Source organism: Mesorhizobium shangrilense (assembly GCF_028826155.1).
Taxonomy (GTDB): domain Bacteria; phylum Pseudomonadota; class Alphaproteobacteria; order Rhizobiales; family Rhizobiaceae; genus Arvimicrobium; species Arvimicrobium flavum.
Window position 1 is genome coordinate 615000 of the sequence record NZ_JAQGPN010000001.1, and the last position, 24315, is coordinate 639314.

Consider the following 24315-nt stretch of genomic DNA (forward strand, 5'->3'; position numbering starts at 1 on the left):
CCCCTCGGCGATGGCGCGGTACGATGCCCCGCCAAGGAGACATCAACCGCATTGCCTGACGTCAGAACTTCCCGACGACGTTGAGGAACACGCCGCGATCGTCGAGGGTCAGATCCCGCAAGTCGTCGGAGAAGACGCCAAAATTGTAGCCGACGCCGACCTTGAAGTTCTCGCCGACATGCCGGTAGACGGCGGCGAGCGCGCCCCAGTCGGTGGTCTTGACCTCCGGCATGTGAAGCACACGTCCCTCGATCAGCAGATCCCACTGCTTGACGACGTGGAAGTCGGCCCTGATCACGCCGAGATGGGCCGAGGACGTTTCCCAGCCCGAGAACGTCTCGGAGTCGGTCAGCCGCTGCTGCACCTCGCCGTAGCGGAAGCCGTATTTTCCGCCGACCGACAGCCAGGGAACCAGGTCGTACACGAGGTCGGCCGAGAGGATGTGGCTGCGCTGCTTGGGTCCGTAGGTGCTGCCGTTGACGTCGACCTGATCCGGACCGGGCAGGTCGTAGAGCCAGGTGTACTTGAACAGCGCATTGAGCCGGTCGTTGTCAACCGGGCGATAGGCATAGCCGAGAGAGGCCTCGACATAGTCGCCGTCATGGAAGGCCCCGGAAGCGGCTTCCGACAGCACCGCGTCGACATTGGCGATCAGGCGCCAGTCCTCGCTGGTCTTCCAGGCGAGGCCAGCGGCGATCAGGTAGGACTGGGCATCCTGGCTGTCGTCGTCGGACTCGTCGAAGCGCGCCTCGCCGCGAACCCGCGCGGTGACGCCCTTTTCCTCGTCGTTGTAGCCCACGGCGAGCGATGCCGCGGTGCGGTCGAAGTCGGGACGCTCGAGTCCGGTGGCGGAATCGACCGTGGTGTCCCGCACGCGGCCGGCTTCCAGGCCCATGTCGACGGTCCACACGGCGTCGGGCGTATAGACGACGCCGTAGGTCTGGGTCAGCGACGTACGGCGGCCGAACATGTCGTAGCTGTTCTCGACATAGGCTGAAGCCGTCTCGCCAAGCTTGCGCTTGACGCCGCCGACGATGGCGCCGCGGTCGGTTCCAACCAGGTCGTAGTTCCGATCGAGGCTGTTGGCGCGGTCCGGATCGAGCCGGTAGCCGACGTAGTACTGGTTGTCCGCCGTCGGTTCGTAGGTGACCGCGGCGAGCCCGCCAAGACCCGTATTGCCGTAGGAAATCTCGCCGGTGACGCCGATCTTGTCAGTGAGCTTCGTTTCGCCGCCCACGCCGACGCGGTCGTTGCGCCGGATGTCGCGTCTGGTGACAAGCGTGCCCTGCGCAAAGACATAGACCTTGCGGTCGTCGTCGGGCTGGTATTCCAGCCGGACGCCGGCATCGACGCGCGCCCCGTCATAACCGCTCTTGCCGGACGCGATCGCCAATGGCGACATGATCTCGGTGTAGCTGACGCCGAACGACGCTTTCCAGTATTTGTCGAACTGGTAGCTGACGCTCGCCGTGCCTTCGCGCTCGGTCTGGCCCTGGGCGTCCGCAAAGTCGTCATAAACGAGGGAGAGTCCGGTGCGATCGTTCAGCTCGACGTCGGCATGCGTTCCCCAGATGCGCTGGTCGACCGAGACTTGCTCCGACAGCGTCGAGAAGCCAGCCTCCTTCTCCTCGTAGTAGCCGCCGACCGTGCCCTTGGGCCCGCCCTTCGCAATGTCTTCCAGATCGACCTGGCCGCGCACCCGCCATGCGGTGGCGGCGCGGTTGCGATCGCCGGAGGTGGGGATGTCTTCCAGCGTCAGGCCGCCGTCGACGGACGTCGACGAACCGAAGCCGGGGCCCTTCGAATGCGAAACCTCAGCCTCGAGGAACGTGCGCTCCGAATGGCGCAGCTGCAGGTCGGCCCCGTAGACCTGCTGGTCCGCCTCGCCGGTGTTCTCGTTCATGCCGGTGACGCCGACGCGCACCTTGTCGTTCAGCCATGCCTGGCCGCGGCCGCCATAGACATAGCCGTCGACATCGGTGGAAACCGGCGTGTACTCGTACTGCGCCACCACATAGACGCTGTTCCCGCCAAGCGCGCCATTGCGCACGGGCCCGCTGGTCCCGGTCGAAGACGACAGCGGGCGCTTGAGGATCATCACGCCCTGCATGTAGTCGAAGCTGTAGTCCTCGCCGTAGACGAGCACGCGGCGCTCGATCACGCGGCCGGTGACGCTGTCCCGCGTTTCGATCGTGATCGTCTCGGACCCGATGGTGATGTCCTGCCGCTTCAGGAAGTAGGCCGAACCGCCGGTGCCGAGGAACTCGTCGCGCTGCGGCAGGGTGTCGGGCTGGGCGGCATAGAGCGTGACCTCGCTCCTGCGCTCGCCGAAGGAGGTGGTCTCCTCCGAACGGTAGACGGCGCTGGCGCCGTAGAGCGCGCGGTCGGAGCGCATGAACTCCGTGCCGGTGATGCGGGCGTTGTAGTTGCCCCACATGACGTGGCTGTCGCCGCGCTCGAGCCGCACGAAGAACTTGCCGCTGGTCGGCGCGTCCTCGATCATCGTCGAGTCGTCGCCATAGACCGGATAGTAGTCGTCCGGATCGAGGCGGCGCAGCAGCTGCCGCGGGTCCTTGCTGTCGAAGCCGCGGAACAGGTTCTCGATGTCGTCCTCGCCGGTGTCGGCGGCGGCCGTGAGCAGGTATTTTCCCTTGATCTTGCCCTTCACGTAGAAAGCCAGCCGGCCGTTCGTGTAGATGTCGTCATACTCGCCCGGCCGGACGCTCTCGATGTGGTCGTCGCCCATCCGCTTGCCGACGGTCAGGTCGGCCAGCGCGACATAGAACCAGTCGTTGTGCGGGATGTTGACCTGGCGGCGAAAGTCGAGCGCGCTCGCCTTTGAAATGCCTTGAACCGCGACGTCGACCTCTTGGTCGCCCGGCGGCAGGATGCGCTGCACGACGAATGCCCGATCGGGGTCGACCGGAATGTCATCGCCGAGGGCGCTGACCCGGTGTCCCTCGGGCACGTTGCGCCCATAGACGGTAACAGCCCCGCCATTGACGGGGATGTTGCGCAGCGCGGTGCGATCCTCGCCCATGCCGGGCGCAACGGCGTCTCGCTCCGGCTTGCCGGAGAGATCGCGCTGCGTGCGCGCGATGGTCAGCGGCTCGGTCTCGTCGTAGCGCCCCTCGGCGTCGTAGACGCGCAGCACGTAGCTGAATTCCGGCTCACCCTCGACAGCATCCGGCATCGTCCAGGATGCCTGGCCGTTGATCGACACCGGCACGACTGCGACCGGAGGTACGCCCTTTCCCGCATCAGTCTGCCGAATGCGGATCTCCGACCTGTCGATGAAGGCCGGATAGTTGGACGTCGCCAGGAACTCGATGGAATCCCCGGCCTTGTAGGTGCGCCGGACCGGTGTGGTCGAGACATTGAGCAGCTGCTTCGCCCCGAGGCCGTCGAACTTCACCTGGATATCGACGGCGCTCAGGTCCACGTCCGTCTTGCGCTGGCGGTCCACAGGCTTGCTCGAGGCCTCGCCGGTCCGCCTGCTTTCCTCCACCGTCTCACCATCGACGCTGATGGAGAACGGAATGCTCGCCTCGCCCGCCGGCGTCTCGCGCTCGGTGTTCTCGCCCGTCGCAATGACGCCAGAGGCGCTGTTGTCGCGCGCCTTGCCGCGGACTTGCGGCTGGCAGTCGTCGGCCGTGCAGACACCCGCCTCAGGCGAGACCTGGGCCAGCACGCCGCCTGCGCTCAGCATCAGCAGGGCAAGTGCGCTGCCGAACAGCAGGGTGTGGTGTCGAGAGGTCTTCATGGCCGATCCGCAGTTGTCGAGAGGGTGCGCTGGACTGGTCATTGGCTCACCTCCACACGCGTCTCGATCTCGAGCCGGTACTGACCTCTCCTTTCGCCCCACTTCTTGCGGATGAGATCGCCCACCTGCTGCAGCCGCTCGTGGGCAAGCGCCGGGTCGGCCCCCGCATCGACGTAGCTCAGCCGAAGGACCGACTGCTCCTTGCGGAGCACGTCGATCAGTTGGTCGATGCCCTCGTTCCAGCGCGTCTTCAGGGTCACGTCGCCGGGCTCGAAAGCGTCATCCTTGAGGTCCAGGCGGACCACCCGGCCGATCGACGCGCCGAAGTTGAGCTTGGTCATCTTGCCGGCCGTCAGGCGGACCACGCGCGGGTTCTCCGTCGTCAGGCGGTAGCCTGTCGGCAGCGTGCGCGTGTCGAGCTTCATGATGAAGTTCGAGCCGATGCGCTGGTCGGGCAGGTCGGCGCAGGCCACGTGGAAGCGGCCGTGCTTGTCCGTCGTCACCAGAACGCCCTTGACGGTGGCGACCCTCACCCCGGGCAGGCCCGGTTCGCCATCGTCCTGGTAGCCGTTGCGGTTCTTGTCGTCGAAGACCTTGCCGATGATCTCGCCGCAGTCGAACACCGGATCAGCGACGATCTCGACGGTCGCCGTGCCGTCCGGCGTCAGCGGATTGCCGCCGCCGTCGGTCACCACGGCCGTGTTGACGTGCTTGCCCGGACCCGCCGAACTCAGCGCCACCAGTTGCAGCCGGATCACCAGTTCGCCGCCACCGGCGACCGAAAGGTCGCGGAAGGACACGCGGCGGCCATTGACGGCCGGGGACACCGATGCGCCGTCCACCGACGCCGATCCCTCGACGAAGCGGAAGCCGGCCGGCATCAGGTCCGTGACGGTGATGCCGTACGAAGCCTTGGCCGCATTGTTGGTGACCGTGATCGTATAGGGCGTCTTCTCGCCGATGCGGACATAGCGAAGGCCTGCCTGCTTGGTGACCGTCAGGTCGGACGGCGCCTGCACCGGGACCGAGACCGCGCAATCATTGCAATCGGGACCGATATCGCCGCCGGAGACGATATTGGTGATGGCCGTCACACTCGCCGGCAGCGGATCGTCCACGATGAACTCCACCGCCACGGTGACAGAACCGCGTACAGGCACGCTGGCGACCGTCAGCCCGAGCTGCGCCGGCCCCGCGACGGGGCCATGGAAGCCCGACGCCCCGCTGACTGCCGTCAGCGTCGCGCCCTGGGGCACCTGTTCGGTGAAGTCGAAGCCGTTGAACGCGCCGCCACCGGAGTTGGTCAGCGTGATCGTGTAGGCCAGCACCTCGCCGGGCTGCGCAACGCCGTCGGCGGCGATGCTCTCGCCCGTCAGCCGCTTCGTCACCGAAACCGCCGGAACCGGATCGGTCGGGGTCGTCACCGTCGACGGCGGGCTCACCGGCGGTGTCAGGCCGGGCGGCGGCGTGCCGCTGGCGGTCGCCGTGTTGGTGACCGAGCCGGCGTCGATGTCGGCCTGCAGAGGCGTGTAGCTCGCCGTGAAGGTGAAGCTCGCGCCCGGCGCCAGCGTCTGCGGGGCCTCAACGATGGTCACCAGCGGATCGGTGACGGTGACGCCGGTCAGCGTCACCGTGCCGGTGTTGGTGACCAGGAACGCGTAGGCGATGGTCTCGCCCAGATCGAGCAGGTTGTCGCCGTCGAGGTCGTTGAGCGTGCCGGTCTTGACGAGGGTCAGGCCGGGCGTCTGCTGCGGCGGCACCACCACCGTCGACGGCGGGCTGACCGGCGGCGTCAGGCCGGGCGGCGGGGTGCCGCTGGCGGTCGCCGTGTTGGTGACCGAGCCGGCGTCGATGTCGGCCTGCAGCGGCGTGTAGCTCGCCGTGAAGGTGAAGCTCGCCCCCGGCGCCAGCGTCTGCGGCGCTTCGTTGATGGTCACCAGCGGATCGGAGACGGTGACGCCGGTCAGCGTCACGGTGCCGGTGTTGGTGACCAGGAATTCATAGGCGATGGTCTCGCCCAGATCGAGCAGGTTGTCGCCGTCGAGGTCGTTGAGTGTGCCGGTCTTGAGGATGGTCAGCGCCGGCGTCTGCTGCGGCGGCACCACCGCCGTCGACGGCGGGCTGACCGGCGGCGTCAGCCCGGGCGGCGGCGTGCCGGTGGCGGTCGCCGTATTGGTGACCTGGCCGGCGTCGATGTCGGCCTGCAGAGGCGTGTAGCTCGCCGTGAAGGTGAAGCTTGCGCCCGGCGCCAGCGTCTGCGGGGCCTCAACGATGGTCACCAGCGGGTCGGTGACGGTGACGCCGGTCAGCGTCACGGTGCCGGTGTTGGTGACCAGGAACGCATAGGCGATGGTCTCGCCGAGATCGAGCAGGTTGTCGCCGTCGAGGTCGTTGAGCGTGCCGGTCTTGACGAGGGTCAGGCCGGGCGTCTGCTGCGGCGGCACCACCACCGTCGACGGCGGGCTGACCGGCGGCGTCAGGCCGGGCGGCGGCGTGCCGGTGGCGGTCGCCGTGTTGGTGACCTGGCCGGCGTCGATGTCGGCCTGCAGAGGCGTGTAGCTCGCCGTGAAGGTGAAGCTTGCGCCCGGCGCCAGCGTCTGCGGGGCCTCAACGATGGTCACCAGCGGGTCGGTGACGGTGACGCCGGTCAGCGTCACCGTGCCGGTGTTGGTGACCAGGAACGCATAGGCGATGGTCTCGCCGAGATCGAGCAGGTTGTCGCCGTCGAGGTCGTTGAGCGTGCCGGTCTTGACGAGGGTCAGGCCGGGCGTCTGCTGCGGCGGCACCACCACCGTCGACGGCGGGCTGACCGGCGGCGTCAGGCCGGGCGGCGGGGTGCCGGTGGCGGTCGCCGTGTTGGTGACCGAGCCGGCGTCGATGTCGGCCTGGAGAGGCGTGTAGCTCGCCGTGAAGGTGAAGCTTGCGCCCGGCGCCAGCGTCTGCGGGGCCTCAACGATGGTCACCAGCGGATCGGTGACGGTGACGCCGGTCAGCGTCACCGTGCCGGTGTTGGTGACCAGGAACGCATAGGCGATGGTCTCGCCGAGATCGAGCAGGTTGTCGCCGTCGAGGTCGTTGAGCGTGCCGGTCTTGACGAGGGTCAGGCCGGGCGTCTGCTGCGGCGGCACCACCGCCGTCGACGGCGGGCTGACCGGCGGCGTCAGGCCGGGCGGCGGCGTGCCGCTGGCGGTCGCCGTGTTGGTGACCGAGCCGGCGTCGATGTCGGCCTGGAGAGGCGTGTAGCTCGCCGTGAAGGTGAAGCTTGCGCCCGGCGCCAGCGTCTGCGGGGCCTCAACGATGGTCACCAGCGGATCGGCGACGGTGACGCCGGTCAGCGTCACGTTGCCGGTGTTGGTGACCAGGAATTCGTAGGCGATGGTCTCGCCCAGATCGAGCAGGTTGTCGCCGTCGAGGTCGTTGAGCGTGCCGGTCTTGACGAGGGTCAGGCCGGGCGTCTGCTGCGGCGGCACCACCACCGTCGACGGCGGGCTGACCGGCGGCGTCAGGCCGGGCGGCGGCGTGCCGGTGGCGGTCGCCGTGTTGGTGACCTGGCCGGCGTCGATGTCGGCCTGCAGAGGCGTGTAGCTCGCCGTGAAGGTGAAGCTTGCGCCCGGCGCCAGCGTCTGCGGGGCCTCAACGATGGTCACCAGCGGGTCGGTGACGGTGACACCGGTCAGCGTCACCGTGCCGGTGTTGGTGACCAGGAACGCATAGGCGATGGTCTCGCCCAGATCGAGCAGCCCGTCGCCGTCGAGGTCGTTCAGCGTGCCGGTCTTGAGGATGGTCAGCGCCGGCGTCTGCTGCGGCGGCACCACCGCCGTCGACGGCGGGCTTGTCGGCGGCGTCAGCCCGGGCGGCGGCGTGCCGGTGGCGGTCGCCGTGTTGGTGACGGAGCCGGCGTCGATGTCGGCCTGCAGCGGCGTGTAGTTCGCCGTGAAGGTGAAGCTCGCGCCCGGCGCCAGCGTCTGCGGGGCCTCAACGATGGTCACCAGCGGGTCGGTGACGGTGACACCGGTCAGCGTCACCGTGCCGGTGTTGGTGACCAGGAACGCATAGGAGATGGTCTCGCCCAGATCGAGCAGCCCGTCGCCGTCGAGGTCGTTGAGCGTGCCGGTCTTGAGGATGGTCAGCGCCGGCGTCTGCTGCGGCGGCACCACCGCCGTCGACGGCGGGCTCACCGGCGGCGTCAGCCCGGGCGGCGGCGTGCCGGTGGCGGTCGCCGTGTTGGTGACCGAGCCGGCGTCGATGTCGGCCTGCACCGGCGTGTAGTTCGCCGTGAAGGTGAAGCTTGCGCCCGGCGCCAGCGTCTGCGGGGCCTCGACGATCGTCACCAGCGGATCGGTGACGGTGACACCGGTCAGCGTCACCGTGCCGGTGTTGGTGACCAGGAACGAGTAGGAGATGGTCTCGCCGAGATCGAGCAGCCCGTCGCCGTCGAGATCGTTGAGCGTGCCGGTCTTGAGGATGGTCAGGCCGGGTATCGCATCCGTGATCGTCCACACAGCCTGGGCGTGCGCCGGCGCACCGCAGGATTCCGTGGACAGCACGAAATAGTCATCCGGGCTCGGCCGGATCTGAAAGGTGACCGTCTCGTCGCCTTCAACGATCGCGTCAGCCAGGGCCGAAACGGTTATCGGAAATTCATCCCCGTCATAGTTTCCGGCAGGAATGTGGACGACCAGCGAGGTGCTGTTGGCCGGTACCGTCTGGTAGTCCGTGCCCAGCGTCGCAGTTCCCCCGGTCACATCGACCAGAACGTTCATGCCGCCGGCAGGGACCGTCCCAAGGATGCGCACTGCAGGCAGATCGACGGTTTCGCCTTCCTGCGTCTTGAACTGCGCGTCGGTGAAATCGACGAAGGAACGCAGTTCCACCTGGATCGAGTCGAGGAAGTTGCCTTCCGTGGCTCCGCCGGCGCTGCTGACGGCCTCGAAACCGAGGTTCGTCGTCCCGGTGGCGCCCGTATAGGCGAAGGCGCCGCTGTAGTCGCGCCAGCCATCCGGGCCGGCCGCTGATGTCGCCGTACCTTGGCCGGCAACCGACCCAACGAGGCCGCCCGCGCCCGTGTTAGTGGTCTGCACCCGCTTGATGACCTGGCTGCCGACGAGAAAATTCATCACGTCGTGGGTCGTGGCGCTTCCGCGCCCACGATGGCTGAATCGCCAGCCGACCGTTTCTCCCTGCACGAGGCAGACGTTCTGCGAAATTCGCGAGAGCTGCTTGGCGTTCAGCTCGGCCAGTTGGGTGCCTTCGCGCGCGTTGACGCCCTGCCGGGGCGTCTTCCAGGTCTCGATCAAGGCCCCTCTGTTGGGATTCAGCGAGAAGCCGGTGCATCCGACGTTCTCGGTGGCGTCGGATGGGTGGTTGGTCGTCCACCCCGGGACCTGAGCTTCCGCGATATACAACCGGCAGCCAGCCACCCCCATGTTCGGCTGCTCGAAACCCAGATTGATGAATGTGCGCTGCAACTGCTGCGCGACCGCCGCTCCCGGCAGAGACAGCGAGGCTATCGAGGTGGCGGCGATCAGTCCGAAGGCAGCCGATCTCGCCGATGCGGCGCGCACGAGATTCGAGCACCGATCGAGCGCGCGAAGAAATTGCCCGGACATCCGCCCCGGTTTCAAGATCTGCATGACTGCCCCTCGCAGGCGCGATCACGAGGGGCAGGCGCCTGTTTTCAGGACCTGGCCGCCGATCCGCCGTAACGACTCCGCATTGGATTTCTGCAGCGACGGACAGCACGTTTCTGTCGGATGATCTTTCAGCTTGTGTCGGCGCGTTTCAGAATAGTGAGGCAAACCGCAACTGGTCGCCCTACTCCCGCGCAGTATGCCGCAAGCGCGCCGGCGTCAGTCCACGATGCCTTCGCATCGTCGAGGTGAGATGGCTCTGGCTGGAGAACCCGCTTTGGTACGCGATCTCTGCTATCGTCGCGTCACTTTGCGCGAGCAGATGCGCAGCATGGTCGAGGCGCAGCTCGGTCAGGTATTCGTGCGGGCGCACACCGAAGGTCCTGGCGAAGGCCTGGATGAAGTGGCTTGGCGAGAGCTGGCATTCCGCAGCCAGTTCCGCGACGGTGACCCTGGCAGCGAAGTTCGCCGAAAGGTACTCGCGCGCGCGGCGTTTGTTCAGCGGCGAAAGCCCGCCGCTGCCTCCGTACTTTTGGCCGACCGTTTCCGTGAAATTCCTGAGCAGGTGGACGCCGAACAGCGTGATCAGCGAATCGACGTAGAATGCATTGAACGTCCCGGTGAGAAGCTCGGCCTTGAGCAGCTTGGCCATATGCAGCGCCCAGGGATCGACGATCCTTGACTGCGGCGCCCACAGTTCCGTCGAGCGACTGCGCTCCTGCGCCGCGAGCTCCTCAAGGCTTTCCCGGGTGATGACGACCGTCAGGCTTTCCCGCCACGTCTCCCATGAGGCTGCGCCCTCCACACCGGCCGGCACGATGCCGATCGTACCGGCGGTGGCCTCGAACGGGCGCATCCTTTCGCCATTCAGAGCGGCCGCGCCGCGGGTTACGCTCGAGAGGAAGACAGTGACGTAGTGGTCTTCGGCGACGAAGGACTCGTTGCTCGGCGGCCGGTTGGAATGGATGACGCCGCCACGAAATGTCGTCGCCCGCTGGGGGCTGAAGTCGGGAAGGAAGGCCAGCACATCGCCACGGGTAGTCTCTCGCGGCTCTCCCGGCTGGCCGAAGCCGTCAGTCGCCAAGGCGTGGTCCATCACCGGCCGCCCCCGAGCGCGGAGGCGCCGGCTGGATGCTGTATCCATCCGGAAAGAGGAGGAGGAGGAGGAGGAGGAGGAGGAGGAGGATGCTGCCTTCCCCACCTTCTGCCGACGCGGCCGGCCTTGTGCGGACGCGGAGACCGAAACGCGAAAATATTACACTGCAACTGCAAATTTCCTGGGACTTGATGCACTCGAAGAGCTGTAGCTGTCGCCTACAGCGGCCGCGACGGTTTCCGCGCGGGGCGCACCTGCCCGAGCGCCGAAGAAAGGCGCAAGCGGACATCCAGGAAACGACCGTGAAGTAATCCGGTGGTGCTACCGCGTGAGGACAGGCGCTTTGGCCTGGACGGAAGGCTTACCGCATGTCGGAACCGCCAACACCATGGACGGCGCAAGTCCGCTCGAACAGGATTTCTGGGAAGATTTGCATCGAAACTCGCCGTTCGCCGACAGCCCTCCCGTGTGCGCGCGCATTCGAGCACCTGGGATGCCTTTTCGTGCGCTCGTCTACGGGGCGACTCTGCAAGTTTCAAGTCGCCTCAATCCGGAACGTGCACGCAACATGCGACGTTCGGGCGTGGAGGCGCCGCCGCGAACAGGCGTAGCTCTTCGAATGGTCCGCCCAATGCGTCGCCGGCGAAGACGAACGCGGGGACGGAGGCAGCCAGCCCCATCCCACTGGTTCCTCCATCCTGGCGACAATGCAGCGACCCAACTTTAGCGAGCGTTCCGCACGTCCATTCGCACCCGGCCCCCGACCTCCTGCCGCTCTCCCAGGTTGACCTCAGGCGGCGTTCGCGACCCCGCGGAGGCGCGCGATCAGATCGGTGCTCAAATCGCCGTCCCGGAACGGCGCGGAGCCCAGCAGGTCCGCCAGGAAGGCGATATTGGTGGACACGCCCTCGATGCGGATCTCCCCGAGCGCCCGGAGCATGCGGGCGATCGCGGCCGCCCTGTCGGGGCCGCGCGCGATCAGCTTGGCGATCATCGGATCGTAATAGGGCGTGATGCTGTCGCCGACGCGTATCGCGTGATCGATGCGCAGCGTTTCGTCGGTGGCGGGCCAGCGCAACTCGGCAATACGGCCCGGCGAAGGCAGGAAGTTCTTCTCGGGCCGCTCGGCATAGATACGGACTTCCAGTGCGTGCTGGGTGGGCCGGGGCAGTTGGGGTTGCGCCGCCAGGGCGCCTTCGGCCTGCCGGATCTGCCATTCGACCAGATCGACTCCGGTCACCATCTCGGTTGCCGGGTGCTCGACCTGGATCCGCGTGTTCATTTCCAGGAAGTAGAACGCCCTGCGTTCGACGTCGTAGATGAATTCGACCGTCCCCGCCCCGGCGTATCGGACCGACGCAGCCAGGCCTACAGCCGCCGTCTGCATCGCCGCGCGAATTTCGGGCGCAAGATCGGGGGCTGGAGCTTCCTCGATCACCTTTTGATACCGTCGCTGGACCGAGCAGTCGCGGTCGAACAAATGCACCGCGCTGCCGTCGCCGAAGCCGAATACCTGCACCTCGACGTGGCGAGCGCGCGCCACGAAGCGTTCAAGATACACGGTGCCGTCGCCGAAGGACCGCTCGGCCATCGACTGGGTCGAGGCCACAACCCCGGCAAGAGTTTCGGGTCGGTCGACAAGGCGCATGCCGATTCCGCCCCCGCCGCAGGCAGCCTTGACGAGCAGTGGGTAACCCACCTCTTCAGCCGCGGCGGCGCACGCGTCTGTTGCCCCGACTGCGAACCGCGGGCTTCCGGGGAGAACGGGAACCCCCGCCTCGCGCGCGATGCTGCGCGCCCGATCCTTGTCGCCCATACTTGCTATGGTCCCAGCGTCGGGCCCGATCCAGATAAGCCCGGCATCAGATACTGCACGGGCGAATTCGGGCGATTCGGCCAGGAAGCCGTAGCCCGGGTGGATGGCCTGCGCGCCTGTCGTCAGCGCCGCTTCGATGATCCTGTCCGCCCGCAGATAGCTATCGCGGGCCATGGCCGGGCCGATGGCGACCGCTTCGTCCGCCGCCTCGACATGCGCCGCGCCCACATCGGCCTCCGAATGAACGGCCACCGTGGCGATGCCGAGGCGGCGGCAGGTCGCCATGATACGGCGGGCGATCTCGCCGCGGTTGGCGACAAGCAGCTTGGTGATCTCGGTCATGCTACGTCCTTTCTGGTCTGGCCTGCCGCGTCGATCACGATGCGATGCGGTCGAAGAGAGCTAGGAAAAGGCCGGCGATCAGGATGAAGGCCGGTGCGAAAAAGGCGTTGCGACCGCGAACAAGCTCGCGGCGTGGCACGGCGCTGACGGCGCTGGTCACGACAACGAGAAGGCTCGTCGACGAGAGCATCGACGCGGCCCCCCAGCCCGCGAGGGCGGAGCCCAGCAGCGCGAGATCGCCGACGCCGGGATGGTGACCCACTGTCAGCGCCAGCATCAGCGACCCCGCAACGATGGGGTGGATGGTGAAGATCCCCAGGAGCAGCATCGCAGACGGAACGAGAAGCAGTATCAACGGGCCAGGCAAACCGCCCAGCCCGAGTAGGCCGACCACTTCGGCCATGGAGGGACTGTCGCGCAGGACAAGTCCCAAAAGGAACGCCAGCGCCACGACCGCGACATCGCCCCCGAGCCGCTGTGTCCGCAGGATCGTTTCGCGCACAACCGCCATCGAGCGCCCGGGAACGGCGGGAAGACCGCCTTCGCCGGCCGCCACCAGGAGCAGGCACAGCAGCGGAATGGCCAGACAGGCGGACTGCAGCGTGGAGAAACCGCCCCAGACGCGGAACAGGACGACCAGCGCCCCCGAGGCCAGGACCAGGGGAACGAAACCGCCCAACGCGCGCAGCGCCTGCCACGCCTGGCCGAAAGCGGATGGTCCGCCGCGCGCCAGCAGGAACAGGACCAGTCCCAGGAGGGACAAGGCGAACCCGGTTCCCATCGCAGCCCACAAGGGAACACCGGGAAAGAACGACGTGACAACCGCCATCGCCACGAAGAACGGTGACCAGACAAGCGCCAGCGCTACGCCGGTGACGGCGGCGATCACCTCGTCGCGCCTCTGCCGTGGGTCCGCCGTTTCGTCGAACAGGGGCGACAGCAGGGCAATGGCGCCAACGGTCGTGGCCGGCGCGAGAAAGGCCGTGCCGATTGCAAACCAGGTCGGCCGGGCCGCGCGCGGCTGAGCGCCAAGCAATTTTCGGAAGCGCAGAACCTGGGGGCTGGATTCGGCGGCCGTGCGCAGCAGTTGGGTTGACGGAATGAAGGCGGCGAAAACGGATGTCGAGGCGAACGTCGCCATCAGGTCGCCCAGCCGACGGTCATGCGCGGCGACAGCGACCGCCAGGGCCATGACTGCAAGGGTGAACACGCGGTCCGCCCGGGGAGCAGTCATTACCCCGAAGACAATGTAGATGGCGAAAGCCCCGCCTATGACCAAAGCGAGCTCCGCCATTCCGGTAACGAGATGTAGCAGGACCAGGGGCCAGATCAGGAAGAGCAGGTTTCCCATGCTCGATCAGACCCGCCCAGAACGGTGCGGACGCGTGCGAGTTGCTCCGCCCGTTTGGACGCTTGGGGCAAGATCCGTTCTCCGCTCTCGAGCTCGCTGCCGCGGCATGGTTTCGACCCTTAGCAGTGCCGGATTCAGACAGAGTGGTGATCTGCCGACAATATTGTCAGCATTCTCACCGGCGAAAATACCGCCTCATCGGGCCCAGAGCCGGTGGCGGCGCGTTACTTCGGTTGGAGCTTCAGAGGAGGAACTTCTTGAAATCCTGGAACCAGCGGCGGGCGCTGACGATATTGGCCCGTTTGAGCTGCTCGGCGCGCACCGCATCCCCTTCGATCATCGCCTCGATGACCTGCCGGTGCTCCTCGAGCGCGGCTGCCGCACGGCCGGGCATGAGCACCAGGCGCTGGATCAGCACGCGCGTGCGATCATAGAGTCTGTCGAGGCTCTGGCTCAGGATCTCGTTGTTGGCTTCCTGAAACGTCTTGCGCCGGAATTCATTCACTGCTTCGACGTAGTAGTCCATGTCGTTCGTCTCGATTGCCTTGATCGCGCGCGGGCCGAAGCGTTCGCGAAAAACGTCCCATGTACCCTTTGGGGCGTTCTGGGTCGCGAGGCGCACGGCGAGCGCTTCCAGCACCTCCCGCACGTCGAACAGCGCCTCGATCTGCCCGGCCGTCTGCCGCGCGACGACGGCGCCCTGGTTGTGGGTGCGCTCGATGAGCCCCCGCTCTTCCAGGATGCTGAAAGCCTCGCGCACCCGGGGGCGCGAGATGCCGAATTCGCTGGCGACGGCGATCTCGCGCAGTTTGACGCCGGGAGCAAGTTCCTGAACGACGATCTTGTCGCGCAGGGCATCGACGATCTCTTCGACAGTCATCTTCGTCCGTGTCGTGGAACTATCCATCGCCGCTACCTCATGGCATTGCATCGAATGTATCCGCACTTCCAAACAGACGCCATAATTGTCAACATCGTCTCTGGACACCCGGATCGGCGGCCTGCCGCCTGCGCGCGCGCCGCCGCGACGGCCGTTCAGGAGTGCATGCCCCAGCGGCGGATGGTGAGCCTTTCCAGCGTCCGGAAGATCACGTTCTCGGCAAAAAGCCCGATCAGGATCACCAGGAGCAGCCCGGCAAAGACGTTCGCAATGTTGAGGTAGTTCTTGTTCTCATAGATGAACCAGCCCAGGCCACCTCCACCCGAGGAGACGCCGAACACCAATTCTGCCGCGATCAGGGTGCGCCAGGCGAACGCCCAGCCGATCTTCAATCCCGAAAGGATGCTGCCCAAGGCCGCCGGAATGAGGATCCGCGAGACATAGGAAAGCCCGCGCAGCCCGTAGTTGCGGCCCACCATCCTGAGCGTCGGGGACACTGCCTGGAACCCGGAATGGGTGTTCAGAGCCACCGCCCAGAGAACGGAATGCGCAAGCACGAACAGAAGGCTTCCCTCTCCCAGGCCGAACCAGATCAGTGCGAGGGGCAGCAACGCGATCGCCGGAAGCGGGTTGAACATCGCGGTCAGCGTCTCGAGGAAATCGTTGCCGATCCGCGTGGTGATCGCGAGGACGGTCAACAGCATCGCCAATCCGATGCCGATCCCGAAGCCAAGCAACAGCACCCGTATCGACGCCCAGGCCTTGACGAGAAGCCCCCCGGACACGACCCCTTCGTAGAGCGCCTGCAAGGTGGCCGTGAAGGTCGGGAACAACAGGTCGTTGTTCAGTTGGCGCGCGTAGACTTCCCAGATGAGCGCCAGCGCCACAAGGATCAGGCCCTTGCGCACCGCGCCGTTGTCGAAGATCAACTCCCATGCCGAAAGCGGCCGTTTCACGACCTGCGTCGCATCCGAGGCGTTGGGTTCGAAATAGCGTTCCGGGCGTGGATCCGGGTCGGCAGAAGCCTCTGGACGCAGAAGGACGGAGACGGTGTCAGTCATGGGTCACCTCGACTTGGTCGGTGAACAGCATCGAGCTGATCTTGTGTTCCAGTTCGCGATGCGCGACGGCGTCCTCGGAATCGCGCGGAATGCTGTTGAGCTCGGCCCGCACCTGCCCGGGATGGGCGCTGAGCAGAAGGATCCGGCTGCCGATGCGGATCGCCTCGGGGATCGAATGGGTCACGAAAAGGACGGTGAACTTGGTGTCGTCCCAAAGCTGGAGCAGCTCATCCTGCATCTTCCGTCGGGTCAGGGCGTCGAGCGCGGCGAAGGGCTCGTCCATGAGCAGGATCGCCGGCTCCATCGCCATGCCCCGAGCGATGGCGACGCGCTGCTTCATGCCACCCGACAGCATGTGCGGATAGCTGTTGGCGAACTTGCTCAGATTGACCTTGGCGATGTGTTCGAGCGCCTTCTCGCGGGCCTCGGCGCGCGACATCTTCCGGCTGACCTGCAGCGGAAAGGCGACATTTTCCAGAACCGTCTTCCAGGGCAGGAGCTGGTCGAATTCCTGGAACACCATCATCCGGTCCGGCCCAGGCCCGCGCACCGCGCGGCCCTGGAGCGAGATGGCGCCTTCGCTCGGCGTGAGATACCCCGCGACGGCCTTCAGTAGCGTAGACTTCCCGCAGCCCGAGGGTCCGAGGAGCACGAAACGGTCGCCCGAGTGCACCTCGAAACTCACCCGATAGGTCGCGGTGACGAGAAGTCCCCCGGCCTTGTACTGGAGGGTCGTGCCGTCGACCCTCAGCAGCGGCGCAGCTGTGTTGTGTAGATCCATAGCATCCTCTCTGCGCCGCAGACCGGCGTTGTTTGTCGCTCGGAAGGAGTGCGATCAGCTGCCGTCGAGGTCGTGAAGCTCGGGGAAGAACAGGTCGGTCCAGGCTTCCGGGCGGTTCTTCAGCCTGCCGATGTCGTTCATGAACTGCGCATAAGGCAGCACCCGACGGGGTGCGAGGGTGAAGGTGGTCTGCGGATCGGTGATGATCGCCTCGACCTGGTCCACATCCTCCGCTCCGGCCGCGTCCGCCACATAGAGTTCGGCAGCCTTGCGAGGGTTGGCGTTGATCCAGTCGGTCGCCTCACGCAGCGCCGCCAGCACCGCCCCGAAGGTCTTCGGATTCTCGGTGCGGAAACGATCGGTGGCCCAGAGCATCAGGAACGTGTTTTCACCGCCCATGATGTCGTAGGAGTTCAAGACCACGTGCACGCCTTCGTTCTTCAACGATTGCTGCTGGAACGGCGGGGTGGTGAATGTCGACTTGATGCCGCCCGAACCCGAGAGCATGGCGTTCAGCCCTTCGGGATGGGGAAGGTTCACCATCAGGCTGTTCAGCTTCTCAAAATTCTCAATCCCCCATTTGGCGGAAACCGCCATCTGCAGATAGATCGTCTGGACCGAAGACCCTGCCCCAGCCATCGCGATGCGGTCGGTATCGGTGAAATCGCTCAGCGACTGGAGGCGCGGGTCTGTCGACACCAGGAGGTTCGGCATCGAGCTGAGAGCCGCCACGCCGTGAACGCGCCAGTTCGACCGCGTCCTGTCCCAGAGGATGAAGGCCGGGCCGGTGCCGCCGGCGGCGAAATGCAACTGCCCCGACAACATGGCGTCGTTCGCCGCTGAGCCGGTGGCGAAGCGCGACCAGGTGACCTTCGTGTCCGCCAGTCCGGCTTCGGCGAGGTGTCGCTCCACCAGTTGCTGGTTGTGCATGACCGCGAGGGGCAGGTAACCGATCCCGAACTGCCGCGCCAATACGACCTCACCCGTCTCGGCGCGCGCGGGTAGCGCCGCGGCAATGCCGCAGATCAGCGCCATAGCCGCTGCAAGCAACGTATTCCTCATGTGCGTCTCTCTCCCTTGTTGTGTACAATGGCGCCGTTCATTGGCCCTCCCGCCGTTCCGCGACGCCACGCTTCCCCACGGCCTTTGGTCTCGCCGAGACGGGTGTGGGATTTCAGTCGTTCGGTACTCATCGCAACAGTCTGCGAGGCATTCTCCCCCGTTTCGACCTTCAGACATCGATCGGGTCTGTCGATCCCTGTCCTTGCAAATCCCCTATCACCTACCCGTCATGCATGCCGATGCCCTGCCGCGGCCGAGGCGGCCGCGCAGTCAGGGCATGTAGTTGAACCCGGCGCGCGGACCGAGATTGTGGCGCAGCGGCGTCTGCGCCAGTTCCACCAGCCGGCACAGGACCGGCCGGGTTTGCCGCGGGTCGATGATATCCTCGACCGCAAAGGCTTCGGCGCTGCGGAAGGGCGAGGCGAAGGGCCGAAGCCGCGCCTCGATCTCGCGCTCCTTCGCGACCGGGTCCTCGGCGGCGCGGATGTCGCGCCGGAAGGCCGCAGCGACGCCACCCTCGATCGGCAAGGACCCCCATTCCGCACTGGGCCATGCAAGCTTGTAGTCGACGCCGTTCTTGTTGCAGGTCGCCATGCCGGCCATGCCGTAGCATTTGCGGATCACCAAAGTCATCGTCGGAACGGTCAGTTGCGACGCCGCGTGCACGACGCGCATGCCTTCGAGCAGCGTCGCATTCTCCTCGGCCCGCAGCCCGACCATGAAGCCCGGAACATCCACCAGAAAGATCAGCGGAATGTGGAAGGTGTCGCACAGCTGCATGAAGCGGACCTGCTTGCGCGCCGCCGTGTGGTCGACCGCGCCGCCGTAGAACATCGGGTTGTTGGCGACGATGCCGACCGGAAAGCCACCCATCCGCGCCAGCGTGGTAATGACCGCCTTGCCGTGGGTGGGCTGGATCTCGAAACCCGACCCACGGTCCGCGATCATGTCGATCAGCTTGCGCATGTCGAATGCCTGGGTCCGCCGCTCGGGCACGATGCGCGCCAGCCTCTCGTCGCAGCGGTCGACCGGATCGTCGCAGGCCGCGACCGGCGGCATCTCCCAGACATTGGCCGGCATGAAGCTGAGGAAACGGCGGATCTGCGCCATCGCCTCTTGTTCGCTGTCCGCAGCGTTGTGGATCGTGCCAGCCTTGTCGACGGCGACACTGGCGCCGCCCAACTCGTCCTTGTCGATGTCCTGCCCGAGCGAGCGCTTCACCACCGGCGGCCCGGCAGCGAAAATCTGACTGGTGCCACGCACCATGACCGAGAAATGCGACAGGATCGCGCGCCCGGCGGGCCCGCCCGCCGCCGTTCCCAGCACGGCCGAGACGACCGGCGAGCGGCCCAGAAGCGAAGCCGATCGCTCGAACCCGTGCACGCCCGGAAACACCGTATGGCGCCGCTTCTCGATCGAGGCGACGGTGCCGCCAGCTCCATCGATCAGGTTGACCAGCGGCAGCCGGTAGTGAAAAGCGAAATCCTCGGTCAACCCGCCCTGCCCGCCCTTGCGGCGGGGCGCGCTGAAGGTGGTGCCGCCCCGTACGGTGAAATCCTCGCCCCCGACCACGACGTCGCGTCCGTCTACGGTGACGGTGCCCCCGACATAGGGTGCGGGGACGACGCCCTGGAGCTGCTCATCGGCATCGTAGATGCCGGTGCCGGTCAGCTGCGCAAGCTCCCGGAAACTGTCCCGATCGGCCAGCACGTCGATGCGCTCGCGCACCGTGAGCCGCCCGGCGGCATGCTGGCGTGCGACGGCCTCGGCCCCGCCCATCTTCAGCGACTCGGCCTGGCGGAACTCGAGTTCCGCGATCCCTGGCGTCCGGACCTCGGCGGTCGGCGCCTCGCTGGGCCTCGGAGCGGTCGCGAGGCTCATGACGCGATCACGCACAACAGCGTGTCCTCGTCCACCGAGACGCCCTCGGCGACCGAGAGGGTCTCAATGGTCCCGCTTGCCGTTGCCTCGACGGGAATCTCCATCTTCATCGATTCGAGGATCATCAGCACGTCGCCCTCGGAAACCTGATTGCCGACGCTGCATTCGATCTTCCAGACCGAGCCGGTCACGGGGGAGGTCACGTTGGATTGGGTCATGTCGTTTCCCTTGCTTGCGGCTTGCTGCCGACTGGCTGGCCGGCGGATTGGAATCGGGCCTGATTCAGAACGTGGTCGGCCAATGCGCCATGCGGCGCTGCCCTATCCCGCGGGACAGGCGCATCCGGTGCAATTCCAGCATCTCGAGCAGATAGGCGCGCGTCGTCTCGGGGCGGATCACGGTCTGCACGGCGTTGATCTCGGCCAGACCGAAGACTGTGGAATCCTCTGCCATCTGGTCGCGCACGCGCTGCCGTTCGGCCGGGGTCACCTCGCGGCCCCAATTGACCACATCGACTGCGTAGTCGGGGTCCATGAAGCTGACTTCGGCAGTAGGCCAGGCGGCCACCTCGTCCGAATTCCGCCCGCCGCCCATGTTCAGATAAGCCTGACCATAGCTCTTGCGCATGATGACCGAGAGTTTCGGAACTGAGCAAAGCTGGAGCGCCGACATGAAATTCATGATCTTGCCTGGCGCCTTGCGCTTCTCGCCCTCGATCCCGATGACGAAACCGGGCGTATCGACCAGGAGGATGATGGGGATGTTGAACGAATCGCACATCACCAGGAAGCGCGTGATCTTCTCGCAGGCGTCGACATCCAGCGCACCGGCCTTGAACATCGGGTTGTTGGCGACGAACCCGACGCTTTGCCCGCCCATCCTGGCCAGGCCGACGCTGGCAACCTTGCCGAAGCGCGGCTTCAGCTCGAAGAAGCTGCCGGGATCGGCAAGCGCCTCGATCACCTTGCGCACGTCATAGCCTTGGCGGCGGTTCTGCGGCACCAGAGCGGCAAGACGCGCGCTTGCCGCACGGATCTCTTCTCCCTCCTCGTCGGGCGCATCGGCGCTGGGCGGTGCCTCGTTGCAATGCGAGGGCAGATAGGACAGGAAGCGGCGGATCTCGGCGAGGGCCTCCTCGTCGGTGTCGGCTACGCGGTCGACCAGGCCGGTATGATCGGCGTGCAGTCGCCATCCGCCCAGGTCTTCGGGTTCAACTGTCTGGCCGATGGCCAGCGATGCCAGCCCGTGGCTGGCCACCGCCAGCACCGCACCCTTGCGCATCACCGTGAAGTCCGACAGGCAGGCATACCAGGCCGAAGACCCGAAGCACTGGCCCAGCACTGCCGATGCCCAGGGTGTCTTGCGGTCGCGGATGTACTGTGACGGATCGTTGCCCAGCATCGTACCCATACCGCGCGAGCCCATATTGTCGGGCATCCGCGCGCCCGAAGATTCGCCCAGGAAGACGATCGGCATGCCGCGATCGGTCGCCACGCGCTTCACATGGCCGATCTTGCGCATGTTCGTCATGCTCGACGACGCGCCCTTGACGGTGAAGTCGTTCGAAACGACGGCGACGGGGCGGCCGTCGATGCGCGCATAACCGGTCACCTTGCCGTCAGCAGGGGTGGTCGTGCGATCCTCCAGCCGGGTGGAGACCCCCAGCATGCCGATCTCGCGAAAGCTGCCGGCGTCGATCAGCCGGTCGACCCTTTCGCGTGCGTTCAGGATCCCCGCTTCGCGCCGACGGCGCAGCTTCTGCGACCCGCCCATCGCCAGCGCCGCTTCGCTGCGGCGGGTCAACTCCTGCTCGATCGTCTCGCGCACTGCGCCCCCAGACGAAAGGTCGTTCATCGGATACCTCCTGCTTCGGTTCGCGCCGCTGTCCGGCGCTTTTCCGGTTCGGCTTGCATGGGACCCGCATGGAGGACACCCGCCTCGATGAGACCAGCCACCTCATCGGCGCTCAGGCCGAGCTCTGTTTCGAAAAGGGACCTTGTGTCGGCTCCCGTGTCGCGGCCGATCCACTCGACCCGGCCAGGCGTTTCGGACAGGCGGGGAACGACATTGGGCATCGCCACCGGACCCAATTCAGGATCCTCGGGCGTCGCGATCATGCCGCGCGCCGCGTAGTGCGGATCCGCGAAGATGTCGCTCATGTCGTAGATTCGCGATGCCGGAACGTTGACGGCTTGCAGCCGCGCCTCGACCTCCTCGACCGGAAGGCTCGACGTCCAATCCCCGATCAGCGCGTCCAGCGCGTCCTCGTTTTCCGAGCGGGCGACCGGCTGGGCAAAGCGGGGGTCCTGCGCCAGATCGGGCCGATCCATCGCCGTGGCCAGCCGGCCAAACAGTGGATTGGTGATGGCTGCGATATGGACATGGCGGCCGTCGCCCGTCGGATAGAGCGAATTGGGCGTGTTGTCCGGCAAGCGCGGCCCTGCGCGGCGGGCAATCACGCCCAGCTGCTGATACGCCGGCACATGCGGCTCCATGAAGCTGAATGCCGCCTCATAGAGCGCGGCGTCCACGACCTGCCCCCGACCGCTGCGCTGGCGCGCCTTCAGCGCCATCACCGCCCCAAAAGCCGCATAGAGCCCCGTGATGTAGTCGGTCAGCGACACCGCCACGCGCGCCGGCGGACGGTCCGGGTCGCCAGTGATCTCGCGCATGCCGCTGACCGCTTCGCAGACCACGCCGTAGCCCGGCCGGCTGGAATAGGGGCCAGTTTGCCCGTAGCCCGAGATGCGCACGCTGATGAGGCCGGGATTGGCCAGGCTCAACGTGTCGTGATCGAGGCCCCAGCGTTCGAGCGTACCCGGCTTGAAATTCTCGACCACGATGTCGGCCTTCTCGCACAGCCGCCGCACCAGGTCGCGCCCTTGCACCGTCTGAAGGTCGATCGAGACGTTGCGCTTGTTGCGGAAGATCGAGGCGGCATACAGCGAACGGCCCCGATTGCGCTTTCCCATCGAGCGAACCGCATCGCCGGACTTCTGTTCGACCTTGATCACGTCCGCACCGAAATCCGCCAGCAGGCGCCCGCAGAACGGTCCGGCCACCGTCGAACCGAGCTCGATCACCCGAACGCCGTCCAACGGGCGCGGCGACGGCGCTGATGCGTCGACCTTCATTCCCAAATCCTCTCCGCGTCCCTCAAGCGTCCTCCGGATCAACCCGGGGCCGGCTTTCGGGCTCCTCTGTACGCACCCTCGCACAGCGTCTTCATAATTGTCAACACTTTGCCCGACACTTGTGACGCCACCTTCCGCGCCTCACATCCGCAATAGGAAAGGGAGACGTCGCGATCCATCTGGATCAAGGTTTTATGAATAGATTCAGGGACCTAACCGGGGCACGGGGTGAAGGCCGCGGATGGCGCGCGGCGCTGGGCGGGTGGTCTCGCGCCCCGCTTCCGGTTTGGACCCCGCGCCTGAACCCGGCGGAAATGTTGCCCCGATGCTTACGCCGCCAGCTTTGCCTTCAAGTTCAGGGCGGCCATGGCGTAGCCGCCCGCGGCGCCGTCGACGAAATGGACGTGGTCGCGCTGCAGCGGCGTCGCCACGATGCAGGTCATCAATGCGGAATCCTGACGGTGAAGCCCGTAGTCGCACACACCGTCGATCTCGGCCCTCCGCAGCCGTGCCTCCACGCTGGCGAATACCTCGCGGTCCACGTCGACCGTCATCTTCAGCCCGTCGTCGAACTTGCGGAAGTCCGTGTTCTCGACCACGTCGCTTCGGTAGAGCTTCGGATCGAAGCGTCCGAGCTTCCAGTTGAACGTGTCGGCCATGCGAAGCAGCACGACCTGCGCGAGGATCCCCACCTTGCGCAGGATTCGCCGCGGCCCCCTCGGCGCAGCGGCCCGCGCCTCCACGTCGAGCCCGGGCGGTGGAAAGCCGAGAGACGGGCCGCCGTCCGGCACCGGATGGCCGCCGCGCGCTTCATTTCCCACCAAGGCGATGATGTCCGTCACCAGCGACTCGAATGCCCGCTGCTTGCTGGTGCTGCGAGGGACCGCGATGATGGAGACGATCTCACCGTTGCGTGCCGCAATCGGGTCCCAGCGGCAGGACAGGCCGCTGAGATCCGGCCGTGTTCCCGCGAGCGCCGGTTCGATCGTGTAGCGCCCTGCCTTCATCTCGGCCTCGGCCCAGCTGGCCCCGCCGCCCGCGAACATGGCGTAGGACACCTGATCCGACGCCTGGAAGCGCGCCACCCGAACGTCGAGGCCTTTGGCGCGGATGTGATCGATGGGAATGATCGCCGCCCGCATGCGCAGGTCGAGTTCGTCGCCGACCCACGCCTGCACGGCAGACAACGCCGCCCGAATCTTCTCGCGCAAGACCGACGGCGCCGCTACCAGCGCGCCGTCGCCGCCGAAGACGAAAGGCAGGTCGCGCCGGCCGGCCGCGTTGAGGATGGCTGAGATGACGCTCGCGCCGGCCATGTTGACCGTCTTGTAGCGTCCTGCAGTAATCGCTGCGGTCGAGTTGACGATGTCGGCGGTCGCCACCACCCAGTCATCAGGAAGGGGCCTGTAGTTCTGCGCATCGGCAACGCCTTCGAACTGCGCGAAATGCGGCAACCCATCGAAGAAGCGGTCATCCGAAACCGTCATCTCAAAGACCTATCATATTCGAGGTCCGCGA

The 24315-nt window shown here is 66.3% G+C and carries 14 protein-coding genes; all 14 read right to left on the minus strand.

Annotated elements, in window-relative coordinates; all coding sequences use genetic code 11:
* Positions 1-61: 61 nt before the first annotated feature.
* Positions 62-3805, minus strand: coding sequence for a TonB-dependent receptor (locus PD284_RS03045; RefSeq protein ID WP_274626753.1), 3744 nt, complete (start codon positions 3803-3805; stop codon positions 62-64).
* The gene (locus PD284_RS03050) at positions 3802-9396 is read right to left on the minus strand and encodes a DUF7507 domain-containing protein (RefSeq protein WP_274626754.1); all 5595 of its coding nucleotides are present in this window, start codon (positions 9394-9396) and stop codon (positions 3802-3804) included. The genes PD284_RS03045 and PD284_RS03050 overlap by 4 nt, the downstream gene beginning before the upstream one ends.
* 181 nt (positions 9397-9577) lie before the next feature.
* Positions 9578-10489, minus strand: a complete 912-nt coding sequence (locus PD284_RS03055; RefSeq protein ID WP_274626755.1) for a helix-turn-helix domain-containing protein — start codon at positions 10487-10489, stop codon at positions 9578-9580.
* 790 nt (positions 10490-11279) lie between these two features.
* Entirely contained in the window at positions 11280-12647 is a 1368-nt protein-coding gene (locus PD284_RS03060) for an acetyl-CoA carboxylase biotin carboxylase subunit (protein ID WP_274626756.1), read from the minus strand.
* Between the two features lie 34 nt (positions 12648-12681).
* The gene (locus PD284_RS03065) at positions 12682-13998 is read right to left on the minus strand and encodes a hypothetical protein (protein ID WP_274626757.1); all 1317 of its coding nucleotides are present in this window, start codon (positions 13996-13998) and stop codon (positions 12682-12684) included.
* A gap of 241 nt (positions 13999-14239) precedes the next feature.
* On the minus strand, positions 14240-14905 hold the full coding sequence (locus PD284_RS03070) for a GntR family transcriptional regulator (protein ID WP_274626758.1): 666 nt from the start codon (positions 14903-14905) through the stop codon (positions 14240-14242).
* A 128-nt stretch (positions 14906-15033) separates the two neighbouring features.
* The gene (locus PD284_RS03075) at positions 15034-15939 is read right to left on the minus strand and encodes an ABC transporter permease (protein ID WP_274626759.1); all 906 of its coding nucleotides are present in this window, start codon (positions 15937-15939) and stop codon (positions 15034-15036) included.
* Complete coding sequence (locus PD284_RS03080; protein WP_274626760.1) at positions 15932-16720, minus strand: ABC transporter ATP-binding protein; 789 nt, start codon at positions 16718-16720, stop codon at positions 15932-15934. The genes PD284_RS03075 and PD284_RS03080 overlap by 8 nt, the downstream gene beginning before the upstream one ends.
* Before the next feature lie 54 nt (positions 16721-16774).
* Positions 16775-17782, minus strand: a complete 1008-nt coding sequence (locus PD284_RS03085; protein WP_274626761.1) for an ABC transporter substrate-binding protein — start codon at positions 17780-17782, stop codon at positions 16775-16777.
* A gap of 270 nt (positions 17783-18052) precedes the next feature.
* Entirely contained in the window at positions 18053-19663 is a 1611-nt protein-coding gene (locus tag PD284_RS03090; RefSeq protein WP_274626762.1) for an acyl-CoA carboxylase subunit beta, read from the minus strand.
* A complete protein-coding gene (locus PD284_RS03095; RefSeq protein WP_274626763.1) occupies positions 19660-19881 on the minus strand; it encodes an acyl-CoA carboxylase biotin carboxyl carrier protein subunit in 222 nt (73 codons plus the stop codon). The genes PD284_RS03090 and PD284_RS03095 overlap by 4 nt, the downstream gene beginning before the upstream one ends.
* Before the next feature lie 64 nt (positions 19882-19945).
* On the minus strand, positions 19946-21517 hold the full coding sequence (locus PD284_RS03100) for an acyl-CoA carboxylase subunit beta (protein WP_274626764.1): 1572 nt from the start codon (positions 21515-21517) through the stop codon (positions 19946-19948).
* Complete coding sequence (locus PD284_RS03105) at positions 21514-22797, minus strand: CaiB/BaiF CoA transferase family protein (RefSeq protein ID WP_274626765.1); 1284 nt, start codon at positions 22795-22797, stop codon at positions 21514-21516. Before PD284_RS03105 ends, PD284_RS03100 begins: the two co-directional genes overlap by 4 nt.
* 329 nt (positions 22798-23126) lie before the next feature.
* Complete coding sequence (locus tag PD284_RS03110; protein WP_274626766.1) at positions 23127-24284, minus strand: DUF3095 domain-containing protein; 1158 nt, start codon at positions 24282-24284, stop codon at positions 23127-23129.
* Between the last annotated feature and the right edge of the window lie 31 nt (positions 24285-24315).

Coding starts and splice junctions, on each gene's coding strand:
- PD284_RS03045 (WP_274626753.1), bottom strand. CDS start 3,805: ATGACCAGTCCAGCGCACCCTCTCGACAACTGCGGATCGGCCATGAAG.
- PD284_RS03050 (WP_274626754.1), bottom strand. CDS start 9,396: ATGCAGATCTTGAAACCGGGGCGGATGTCCGGGCAATTTCTTCGCGCG.
- PD284_RS03055 (WP_274626755.1), bottom strand. CDS start 10,489: ATGGACCACGCCTTGGCGACTGACGGCTTCGGCCAGCCGGGAGAGCCG.
- PD284_RS03060 (WP_274626756.1), bottom strand. CDS start 12,647: ATGACCGAGATCACCAAGCTGCTTGTCGCCAACCGCGGCGAGATCGCC.
- PD284_RS03065 (WP_274626757.1), bottom strand. CDS start 13,998: ATGGGAAACCTGCTCTTCCTGATCTGGCCCCTGGTCCTGCTACATCTC.
- PD284_RS03070 (WP_274626758.1), bottom strand. CDS start 14,905: ATGGATAGTTCCACGACACGGACGAAGATGACTGTCGAAGAGATCGTC.
- PD284_RS03075 (WP_274626759.1), bottom strand. CDS start 15,939: ATGACTGACACCGTCTCCGTCCTTCTGCGTCCAGAGGCTTCTGCCGAC.
- PD284_RS03080 (WP_274626760.1), bottom strand. CDS start 16,720: ATGGATCTACACAACACAGCTGCGCCGCTGCTGAGGGTCGACGGCACG.
- PD284_RS03085 (WP_274626761.1), bottom strand. CDS start 17,782: ATGAGGAATACGTTGCTTGCAGCGGCTATGGCGCTGATCTGCGGCATT.
- PD284_RS03090 (WP_274626762.1), bottom strand. CDS start 19,663: ATGAGCCTCGCGACCGCTCCGAGGCCCAGCGAGGCGCCGACCGCCGAG.
- PD284_RS03095 (WP_274626763.1), bottom strand. CDS start 19,881: ATGACCCAATCCAACGTGACCTCCCCCGTGACCGGCTCGGTCTGGAAG.
- PD284_RS03100 (WP_274626764.1), bottom strand. CDS start 21,517: ATGAACGACCTTTCGTCTGGGGGCGCAGTGCGCGAGACGATCGAGCAG.
- PD284_RS03105 (WP_274626765.1), bottom strand. CDS start 22,797: ATGAAGGTCGACGCATCAGCGCCGTCGCCGCGCCCGTTGGACGGCGTT.
- PD284_RS03110 (WP_274626766.1), bottom strand. CDS start 24,284: ATGACGGTTTCGGATGACCGCTTCTTCGATGGGTTGCCGCATTTCGCG.